Source organism: Corallococcus sp. 4LFB, assembly GCF_046520365.1.
Classification (GTDB): domain Bacteria; phylum Myxococcota; class Myxococcia; order Myxococcales; family Myxococcaceae; genus Corallococcus; species Corallococcus caeni.
Genome location: NZ_JBKGHJ010000352.1, coordinates 1 through 9,412 on the forward strand (window position 1 = coordinate 1; position 9,412 = coordinate 9,412).

7 protein-coding genes are annotated in these 9,412 nt (G+C 71.6%); 6 read left to right on the forward strand and 1 reads right to left on the reverse strand.

What is annotated here, in order from left to right; all coding sequences use genetic code 11:
- Nucleotides 1-629: metallophosphoesterase (locus tag ACLEQD_RS29865; protein WP_410388725.1), on the forward strand; the 629-nt coding region annotated here is incomplete at its 5' end.
- An 18-nt stretch (nt 630-647) separates the two neighbouring features.
- A complete protein-coding gene (locus ACLEQD_RS29870) occupies nt 648-1,292 on the forward strand; it encodes a TetR/AcrR family transcriptional regulator (protein WP_410388727.1) in 645 nt (214 codons plus the stop codon).
- Nucleotides 1,293-1,431: 139 nt separating this feature from the next.
- Here ACLEQD_RS29870 and ACLEQD_RS29875 read toward each other — a convergent pair whose 3' ends face one another.
- Nucleotides 1,432-5,943 carry an amidohydrolase family protein gene (locus tag ACLEQD_RS29875; RefSeq protein ID WP_410388728.1) on the reverse strand — a complete coding sequence of 1,504 codons (4,512 nt, stop codon included), beginning with the start codon at nt 5,941-5,943 and terminating at the stop codon, nt 1,432-1,434.
- Nucleotides 5,944-6,182: 239 nt separating this feature from the next.
- Between ACLEQD_RS29875 and ACLEQD_RS29880 the strand changes: the two genes are divergently transcribed.
- The 4 genes from ACLEQD_RS29880 to ACLEQD_RS29895 all read left to right on the forward strand — a co-directional run bounded on the left by ACLEQD_RS29880 (nt 6,183) and on the right by ACLEQD_RS29895 (nt 9,347).
- Complete coding sequence (locus ACLEQD_RS29880; protein WP_410388730.1) at nt 6,183-7,790, forward strand: serine/threonine-protein kinase; 1,608 nt, start codon at nt 6,183-6,185, stop codon at nt 7,788-7,790.
- Nucleotides 7,791-7,866: 76 nt separating this feature from the next.
- A complete protein-coding gene (locus ACLEQD_RS29885) occupies nt 7,867-8,721 on the forward strand; it encodes a RimK family alpha-L-glutamate ligase (RefSeq protein ID WP_410388732.1) in 855 nt (284 codons plus the stop codon).
- A 90-nt stretch (nt 8,722-8,811) separates the two neighbouring features.
- The gene (locus tag ACLEQD_RS29890) at nt 8,812-9,042 is read left to right on the forward strand and encodes a hypothetical protein (RefSeq protein ID WP_410388734.1); all 231 of its coding nucleotides are present in this window, start codon (nt 8,812-8,814) and stop codon (nt 9,040-9,042) included.
- Nucleotides 9,003-9,347, forward strand: a complete 345-nt coding sequence (locus ACLEQD_RS29895) for an FHA domain-containing protein (protein WP_410388735.1) — start codon at nt 9,003-9,005, stop codon at nt 9,345-9,347. The genes ACLEQD_RS29890 and ACLEQD_RS29895 overlap by 40 nt, the downstream gene beginning before the upstream one ends.
- The last annotated feature ends 65 nt before the right edge of the window (nt 9,348-9,412 follow it).

Genomic DNA, 9,412 nt, shown 5'->3' on the forward strand with positions numbered 1-9,412 from the left:
AGCGGCGCTTCATGGACGAGCTGGTGCGGCGGGCCAACGCGCTCAAGCCGGACCTGGTCGCCATCACCGGCGACCTGGTGGACGGCACGGTGGCCGACCTGCGCCACTCCGTCGCCGCGCTCCAGAACCTCCAGGCCAGGGCGGGCACGCACTTCATCACCGGCAACCACGAGTACTACTGGAACGCGAGCACCTGGGCGGACGCGCTCACCGGCCTGGGCGTCACCGTGTTGCGCAACCGTCACGTGACCGTGGGCGACGCGGGCGGCGCGTTCGACCTGGTGGGCGTGGACGACTGGTCCATGCGCAGCGGCCCCAGGGGCTACGACCTGGACGCCGCGCTCGCGGGCAGGGACCCCGGCCGCGCGGCGGTGCTGCTCGCGCACCAGCCCTCCAACTGGGACGTGGCCGCGAAGGCGGGCATGGGGCTGCAGCTGTCCGGGCACACCCACGGTGGGCAGTTCTTCCCGTTCACCGTCGCCGTCTCCGCCATCTGGAAGCACGACGCCGGCCTCTTCCAAGAGGGTGAGAATTCCCTCTACGTCAGCCGGGGCACCGGCTTCTGGGGCCCGCCCCTGCGCGTCGGCGCGCCGTCGGAAATCGTTAAGGTGACGCTACTGGCAGTGTGAGGTGTAGATTTACCCGCAATGGGCAAGGAACCAGCGAAGCGCGAAATCAAACAGGAGCGGGCCGCGCGAACGCGGGTCGAAATCCTGGAGGCCGCCATCACGTTGTTCGCCCGGCGGGGCTACCTGTCGACGACGATGTCGGACCTGGCGAAGGCAATCCGGATGACGCCCGGCGCGCTGTACTGGCACTTCCCCACCAAGGAAGACCTGCTGCTGGCGGCCATCGAGGAGCTGCACAACCGCTACCTGATGGAGTTCGCGCCGCTGCTCGCCGAGCGCCGCGTCCTGTCCGGCCGGGAGCAGCTGGTGTTCGTCGTCTCGCGCACGTCGCAGTTCCTGCGCTACCACCGCGAGTACGGCATCTTCTTCGGGATGCTGTCCGCCGAGTCCGCGGACTCCAACGACCGCGTGGCGGAGGCGCTGCGCGAGAAGATCTCCCTCTACGTGGCGGTGCTGGCGGGGATGATCCGCTACGGCCAGAAGCGGCAGGAGTTCCGCCAGGAGGTGGACCCGGTGCACATGGCCCACACGATGATGGGCGGCTACCTGGGCATCCTCCTGCACCACAACCTGTTCCGCGCCGTCGTGAACTACGACCCGCTGATGGCGTCGTTGGATCAGATCCTCTCCGGCGGCCTCCACGTGCGCGGCCCCATGGGCTGACGCGCTGAAGTCACCGGGCCGGGTGGCCCGGAACGAAAGACGCCCGGCCCCCCGCATGGAGGGACCGGGCGTTTTCATTTCCAGCAGGAGGCTTCAGCGCCCCGCTCCCCGGTGAGGGGAGCGGGGCGTGGAGCCGGGACTACGGCAGCTCGACGGGGCTCTGCGAGTTCTGCGGCTGACGCTCGGTGCGGGGCAGGAAGTCCGACGCGTTGTTGTCGGTGTCGGAGCCGTTGCCCGCGAGCTCATCCTCTCCGCCCACGCCCATGGTCGCGGCGGTGGACGTCGTCCGGGCCTTGCGCTCGATGCTGCCACCCTTGCCCGCGGGCGAGGGAGCCGCGGCGCCTTCCACCACGGTGCGGCCGTTGCCGAAGCCCACGGTGTCCACCACGCCCGTGAGGACCGTGGGATCCACCGTCACCTCCGCCGTGCCCAGGCGGACGTTGCCCGTGTTGCCGGAGATGTCCGTGCCGCCCCACTTGTGATCCGCGGGGACCGCCGCCGTGGAGTAGGTGTCGGCCGCGACCAGGTAGTAGCCGTGGGCCTTGATGGTCGCGCCGGGCAGCGTGGCCAGCACCGTGTAGTTCGTCGTCGAGCTGGTGGTGCTCGCCGTGCGGTAGAGCAGCTTCCAGCCGGTGATGGTCACCTCGGCGTCCGTCGGGTTGTACAGCTCGATGTAGTCGTCCGCGTTGACGGTGAGCCCCTGGCCGGAGATCTCACTGATGACGACGTGGCCCTGGGGCACGGCCACGGTGACGGCCGCCTGCTTCGTCACGCCCGCGTAGGTGGCGGTGAGCTGCCCGGTGCCCGTCATCTCCGTGGCGGTGAAGACGACGGAGGCGGTCGTCTGCCCCTCCGCCACCGTCACCATCGTGGCCGACAGCGAGCCCAGCTCCGAGGGCGTGAACGCCACGTCCACGGCCGCGCCGCCCGCCGGGGCCTTGCGGTCCAGCGTGACGGTGAACGTCTGCGTCGTGCCCACCGTCACCGTCACCACGTCCGGCGTGACGCTGGCGAGCTTCGCGGGCGGAGGCAGCACGGTCAGCGACGCCGAGCGCGTGATGCCGTTGAGCGAGGCGGACACCGTGCCCATCCCCTCCCCTTCCGCGTCGGCGGTGAACGTCACCGTCGCCGTCGTCTCACCCGCGGCCACCGTCACCGACGTGGCGGACAGCGCGCCGAAGGGCGTGGCCGGAGGGGCCAGCGCCAGCAGCACCTGCACGGGCGCCGTCGGAGCGGACTCCAGCGTCACCGTGAACACCTGCTGCGCGCCCGCGTTCACCGTGGCGGTGGACGGGGTGATGGACGCCAGCCGGGGCACGTCCGTGATGACGTTCACCGTGGCGCTCAGCGTGCCCAGCGTCACCGTGCCGGAGCCGGTGCTGGCCTCGTCCACGGTCAGGTCGAAGGTGGCCGTCAGCGCGTCCGTCGTCACGGCCTGGGCCGTGATGGTGCCGAAGCCCGCCGGCGTGACGTTCAGGTCCAGCGTGGTGCCCGCCGGCACCGGCCGGTCGAACGTCACGGTGAAGCGCGCCGTGCCGCCCGGAGCCACGCCCACCGTCGCCGGGGTGAGGTCCGTGAGGGTGGCCGCCTCGGTCTCCCCCAGCACGCGCAGCGTGGCCGTCTGGGAGGACGTGCCCAGCGTCGCGGTGAGCTCCACCGCGGCCGCCGCCGCCTTCGCCTCCAGCGCCACCGTCGCGCTCGTCTGGCCGGCGGGGATCACCACCTGCCCGTCCTTCGCGCTCAGCGCCGCCGCGTCACCCGACGCGACGGTCACGGTGACGTCCACCGGGTAGGCGTTCGCCATCGTCACCGTCAGGGGCTGGGGGATGGCCTGGGTGCCGCCCACGCGCACGAAGCCGCCGGACGTGAACGCCGTCAGCGCCGGCAGCGGCGGCAGCGGGATGACCATGTCGGCCGCGCTCCGGGGCAGCAGCTTGTGATTGCTGAAGCCGAACGTGAGCACGCCGCGCAGCGCGGTGTACTCCTGGCCCAGCACCTGCGTGGGGTAGCTGAAGGCCTGGTCATCCACCATCAGGCCCGTGGACGCCGGGTCGCCGGCCTTGTTCTCGTCCACGATGAACTCGCGGTTGCTGTTCTCCAGGCGGGTGGTGAAGACGTCGCGGACCTCCACCAGCGCGCCCTCCAGCGCCGCCGCCTTCGGGCCGCCCGTGCGGACGGCCTCCGTGCGCACCACCACCGGGGCCGGCAGCGGGTTGGCCGCGCTGTTCTTGGTCACCTTCGCGTCCGTCACCTCCAGCAGGCCGAAGTAGTCCTTCAGCGTGCCCTCCACGCGGATGTTGTCACCGACCGCCACCTCCGCCTTGGCGTTGTAGATGAAGAGGCCGGAGTTCTCCGCGTCCTTGCCCGCCGGGTAGTGCGCCACCTGCACCCAGTAGCCGCGGTCCGCCTTCGCATCCACCGCCGTCACCACCACGTCGTCCACCGCGATCTTCGAGTTCACCAGCGACAGGCCGCCGGAGCGGGGCGTCGTCTTCACGTCGTAGACGGTGGTGGGGCACGCGGCGCCAGCGGGGTTGGCCACCGGGCACGGGTCGCACGCGTCGCCCACGCCGTCGGTGTCCGCGTCCTTCTGGTCCACGTTGGGGATGAGCGGGCAGTTGTCCTTGGGGGCCGTGATGCCGTCGTAGTCGAAGTCGGACGGGTCCTCGGCCGAGCACGTGGCCGCGTCCGCCGGGCAGCCGTCGCACACGTCGCCCTTGCCGTCGCCGTCGGTGTCCTGCTGGTCCGCGTTGGTCACGAACGGGCAGTTGTCCTTCCAGGTGGCCACGCCGTCGTGGTCGTCGTCGTCGCCGCGGAAGGCCGTGCACGCGGTGGTGCCCGCCTCCAGGGGGCACGGGTCGCACGCGTCACCCACGCCGTCGCCGTCCGTGTCCAGCTGCCGCCCGTTGTCCATGGGGCGCACGGGGTTGAAGATGGTGGCGCAGTTGTCGGTGGCGTCCGCGATGCCGTCCGCGTCCGCGTCCTCCGCGCTCGCCACGCCCGAATAGACGGTGGAGCCGTTGACGGCGGCCACCGGGAAGCTGGTGTTCACCGCGTTGCGCTCGGGCTCGCACGTGGGCTCGTTGGCGGGGGTGCCGCACGCGAACAGCGGGTAGAGGCCCTGGGTGTCCTGGGAGGCCTGGAACTCCGCCAGCGTCTTGCCAATCTCCGACTTCACGCACGCGGCCTTCTGGGTGCCGCACACGTCCAGCGCGTCGCAGGTGTCCGTGCCCTTGAGGCCGTCCACCAGCGCCTGGTCACCGTAGAGCGGCTTGCCGCCGCGCACCGTCAGCACCACGTCCTGCGGCTGCGCGGCGATGACCGCGCGGAACGGCGAGGCGGCGTTCGTGCCCACGCGGAAGATGGCCAGGTCCGCCATCTTGCCCGGCGCGATGCGGCCCACGCGCTCATAGATGTCCACCGCGTCCGCGGCGCCGCCCGTCACCATGCGCCACAGGTCCTCGTCGGTGAAGGTCTTGGCGTAGCGCGTGGTGTTGAGGTGGTCCGCGCACGCCAGCTCGCGCAGGATGTTCATGGAGCCGGAGCGGATCCAGTCCGTGCCCAGGGCGATGGACACGCCCATCCGCTTGAAGGTCGTCACCATCGCGGTGTCGCCGTACAGCGAGATGTTGGAGCGCGGCGACCAGACCAGGCCCGTGCCGTGCGCCGCCATCTCCGAAATCTCCCGGGCGGTGAGGCCCACGCCGTGGATGATGGACGAGCGCGGGTACAGCACGTTGCCCGAGCCCATGGACAGGCAGCGGAACTCGTTCTGCGCCGTGGCCGCGATGCCCTCCGCGATGTGCGGCAGGTACGCGGACGTGCGCGAGGTGATGGTCGCGGCGGACGGGAACGACGAGTAGGAGCAGCTGTCCGTCAGCGTGGTGCCGTTGCTGTCACCCAGCGGGAAGGTGTCCGAGTCCGCGTACGGCTCCGACAGCCCCTCCTGCTGCGCGGCGGCGGACACGTCCAGGTTGCGCAACAGGCCCAGCTGCCCGCCCGCGCCCGCGACGGAGGTGGTGCCCGCCATCACCTGCCGCAGCTCCGACCAGCGGATCGCGTCCGCCTTGGAGTTGGACGGGTTGCTCAGCCGGGTGTGCTTGTTGTTGCCCGTGCGCCAGTCGTGGCGGTGCTCGTAGCGCTCCGTGCTGGTGCTGGCCTGGGGCGCGCCCGGGTAGGTGATGTGGTCATGCGGGTTGATGAGGCCCGGGGAGATGACGCCCGTGGGGCACGTCACCACCGTGGCCTCCGCGGCGCCGGCCGCCTGCGAGCAGTCACACGCCGCGCAGGTGATGACGCCCTGCGCGTCCACCAGCACCTGGCCGCCCGTCAGCGTCTCGCCGTCCTTGAGCACGATGCCGATGAAGAGCTTGCCCGCCGTCCCCGCCTTCGTCACCTCGCAGGTGGCGCCGTTCGCCAGCGGCGCGGGAGGGGTGGCCCAACACTGCCCCGTCTGCGTGGGGGTGGCGGTACAGTCCGCCTCGCACCCGTCGCCGCTGGTGGCGTTGCCGTCATCGCACTGCTCGGCGCCTTCCTTCTTGCCGTCACCGCAGACCACCTTGGGGACTTCTGGATCATCGGATCCACAGGCACTGCCCAACAACAGGACCGCGCCCAGGGCGGCCAGCAATAGACGGGGGGAGCTGCGCATGAAGCCTCCTGCCCGAAGGGCAGTGCCGTGAAGGAAGAGCCGGTGTGGCGTGAAAACCCCCCGGGCCTCGCACGTGGCGTAGGGCCGGGGTGCAACATTTCAGCGATACCTGACCCATGAAGTCCACTTCATGGGGTCCCAAAGGCCTCCCATGTGCCTGAAGGTGTGGTAGGAGCGCACCCAACGTGTGGGGGAGCAGGCGGATGACGCGTCCTGCCACGTTCTAGAGTGGGGGGGACATGATCACCCGGAATCCATCCAGCACCGTGTCGCGCTTCCTGGACGCGCACCTGCGCCGCGACGCGCAGACGCGCGAACTGTCGGTGGCGCGCTTCATGAGCATCCTGTCCGCCATCTGCGTGGTGGTGGCCGCGGCGCTGGGCCCCGCGATGGGCTGGGACCTGACGTTCGCGTTGATGGGGCTGTCGTCGGTGCTGTCGGGCTACTACGCGTGCATGTGGTGGGTCCTGCGCTCCGGCGCGTTCCACCCGGCCATCCCGTGGCTCAACGTGTTCATCGAGGTGAGCATCCCGGCGGTGGTGCTCACGTTCGACCTGCGCTACCAGGGCCCGGTCTACGCGCTCACCGCGCCCACGCTGGTCATCTGGGGCACGCTGGTGACGCTGGCGGGCCTGCGCAGCAACCCGCGCCTGGGGCTGGCCGCGGGCGCGCTGGTGGCGGCGGAGTACCTGGCGCTCTACTTCGGCTTCGTGCGGCCGCTGTTGCCGGACCAGCCGCTGGTGACGCTGGGGCCGCTGTTCATCTGCGTGCGCGCGTTCTTCTTCGTGGCCACGGGGGCGCTGACGGCGACGCTGGCGCGGCACTTCCTGGAGCGCACGAGGAGCGCGCTCGCGGCGCTGCGCGAGCAGGAGGTCATGGGCAAGTACGTGCTGCACGAGCGGCTGGGCGCCGGCGGCATGGCGGAGGTGTACCGGGCCACGTACTCCCCGGAGGGCGGCTTCGAGAAGCAGGTGGCCTTGAAGCGCATCCTGCCGTCGTACGCGGACGACGCGGCCTTCGTGACGATGTTCCGGCGCGAGGCGGAGCTGTGCTCGTCGCTCTACCACCCCAACATCGTCCAGGTGTTCGACCTGGGCCGCCACGGCGGCACCTACTTCCTGGCCATGGAGTACGTGGACGGGCTGCCCCTGAGCGCGCTGCTCAAGCCGCGAAGCCGCCGGCCGCTGCCCGTGTCCGCCGCGACGTTCCTGGCCGCGGAGCTGGCGTCCGCGCTGGACTACCTGCACCGCCGCACCAGCGCGGACGGCACCCCGCTGCGGCTGGTCCACCGCGACCTGAACCCGCCCAACATCCTGGTGTCGCGCATCGGCGAGGTGAAGCTGTCGGACTTCGGCATCGCGCGCGACGCCATCCGCGCGAACCTCACCGTGGCCGGCAGCGTGCGCGGCAAGCTGGGCTACATGGCGCCGGAGCAGGCCATGGGCAAGGACATCGACGGCAGGGCGGACCTCTTCGCCCTGGGGCTCACGCTGCACGAGGCCCTCACCGGACAGCGCGCGCTCAGCGGCCACTCGGAGGAGGTGCTGCTGCGCGCGGCGGTGGACCAGGAGGTCGTCCCGCCCTCGCAGCTCAACCCCGCGGTGCCGCTGGCGCTGGACCTCATCGTCATGCAGCTGCTCCAGAAGGACCCGGCGAGGCGCACGCCCGACGGCGCGACGCTGCGGCAGCAGCTGCTGGCGCTGGACGGCCCCGCGGCCCCCTACCCCCACGGCCAGGCGGAGCTGGCGCGGGTGGCGCGCGAGACGAAGACGCTGGCGGAGCAGCTGACGCTGGAGACCGTGGAGACGCTGGCCGTGGAGAAGCCGCCCGTGGCGCGCTCGGCCTGACGCGGCGCCCATGCTGCGCGGGACGCGGGAGCGCGGTAGAACGCGGCGCGTTTCCCTCCTCCTGGAGCCCTCCGCCTTGGACATCGCCGTCATCACCTACGCCGGAATGCCGCAGCTCTACCCGCTGGACGCGCCGCTGGTGCCCGCGCTGAACGCGCTGGGCCTGGACGCACGGCCAGTCGTCTGGGACGACCCTTCCGTGGACTGGAGCGGCGTCCGCGCGGTGGTCGTGCGCAACGCCTGGGACAGCCACCTGCGCCGCGAGGAGTTCCTCGCCTGGGCGGACCACGTGGGGAGCGTCACGCGGCTGTTCAACCCGGCGGACGTGCTCCGGTGGAACACGCACAAGGGCTACTTGAAGACGCTGGAGGCGCGCGGGCTGCCCCTGACGCCCACGGTCTGGGTGCCGCCCGGCGGAAGCCTGGACGTGGCGGCGACGGCGCGCGAGCGCGGCTGGGACGCGGTGGTGCTCAAGCCGGCGGTGGCCGCGGGCGGGCTCAAGGTCTTCATCGTCCGGCGCGAGCAGTGGGACGACGCGAGCGCGAAGGTGGCGGAGCTGGCGAAGGAGGGGGACGTGATGGTGCAGCCCTACCTGCGCGCCTTCGAGACGGAGGGCGAGCGCTCGTACATCTTCTTCAACGGCGTCTTCAGCCACGCGGTGCGCCGCCCGCCCACGCTGACCACCGCGCCCCGGGGCTTCGCGGAGCCGCACGGCTTCACGCCGGGTGACGCGGCGGAGCAGCAGGTGGCGCACGACGTGATGGAGGCGTCCGGGGGCGCGCGGCTGCTGTACGCGCGCGTGGACGTGGCCACGGACAACGAGGGGCGCACCCGGCTGCAGGAGGTGGAGGTGACGGAGCCGTGCCTCTTCCTGCCCATGGACGCGGGCGCGCCGGAGCGGATGGCGAGGGCGGTGGCCGCCCGGTTGTAGTCAGTGGCTTGGGCCCTTTCGCCCACTCGTGGACACCTGGGAGGCCGTCAGGGCGACGCGGAGGCGGCGGATGGGGTTATGACGGGAGATATGCGAGCCCTGTTGCTCTCGCTGCTCATCCGGCAGCACATGGCACTCCAGGAGAAGTTCAACGCCAAGTACCCGCACGCGTGGCTGGTGTGGGAGGCGGGCGCGTGGAACGTCCCCGAGGAGCAGAACGTGGCGGCCACGCGGCTGCCCATGATGGACCTGCGCGACTGCCTGCCCGCGGGCGACGCGCTGTGCTTCGAGCTGATGGGGGTGGCGGACCGGGGCCCCTGAAGCTGGGGCGCGCGTCGCACAACACCTTCGTGGTCAACGACGCCACGGTGTCGCGCGAGCAGTTCGCCCTGCACCCCACGCCGGAAGGCGGCTGGACGGTGGAGCGGCTGGCGCAGTCCCGGCCGGTGACGGTGAACGGCGAGCCGCTGGAGGCCGAGCGTCCCCGCCGCCTGAGCACGGGCGACGAGCTGAAGGTGGGCGACGTGCGCCTCACCTTCCACGACGCCCCGTCGTTCCACGCGCGCATCGGCCGCATCGCCGCGCAGGTGCTGGCCCAGGCCGCCACACCGCCACCCCCGCGCTGACGCCCGCCGGGGCGGCGCCTACCGCCCCACGGTGCCGAGCGTCGTGTCCCGGGGGTCCGGCGCCG

What these genes read in the sequence shown, in the direction of transcription:
- ACLEQD_RS29870 (WP_410388727.1), top strand. Translation starts at nt 648, where the DNA reads ATGGGCAAGGAACCAGCGAAGCGCGAAATCAAACAGGAGCGGGCCGCG.
- ACLEQD_RS29875 (WP_410388728.1), bottom strand. Translation starts at nt 5,943, where the DNA reads ATGCGCAGCTCCCCCCGTCTATTGCTGGCCGCCCTGGGCGCGGTCCTG.
- ACLEQD_RS29880 (WP_410388730.1), top strand. Translation starts at nt 6,183, where the DNA reads ATGATCACCCGGAATCCATCCAGCACCGTGTCGCGCTTCCTGGACGCG.
- ACLEQD_RS29890 (WP_410388734.1), top strand. Translation starts at nt 8,812, where the DNA reads ATGCGAGCCCTGTTGCTCTCGCTGCTCATCCGGCAGCACATGGCACTC.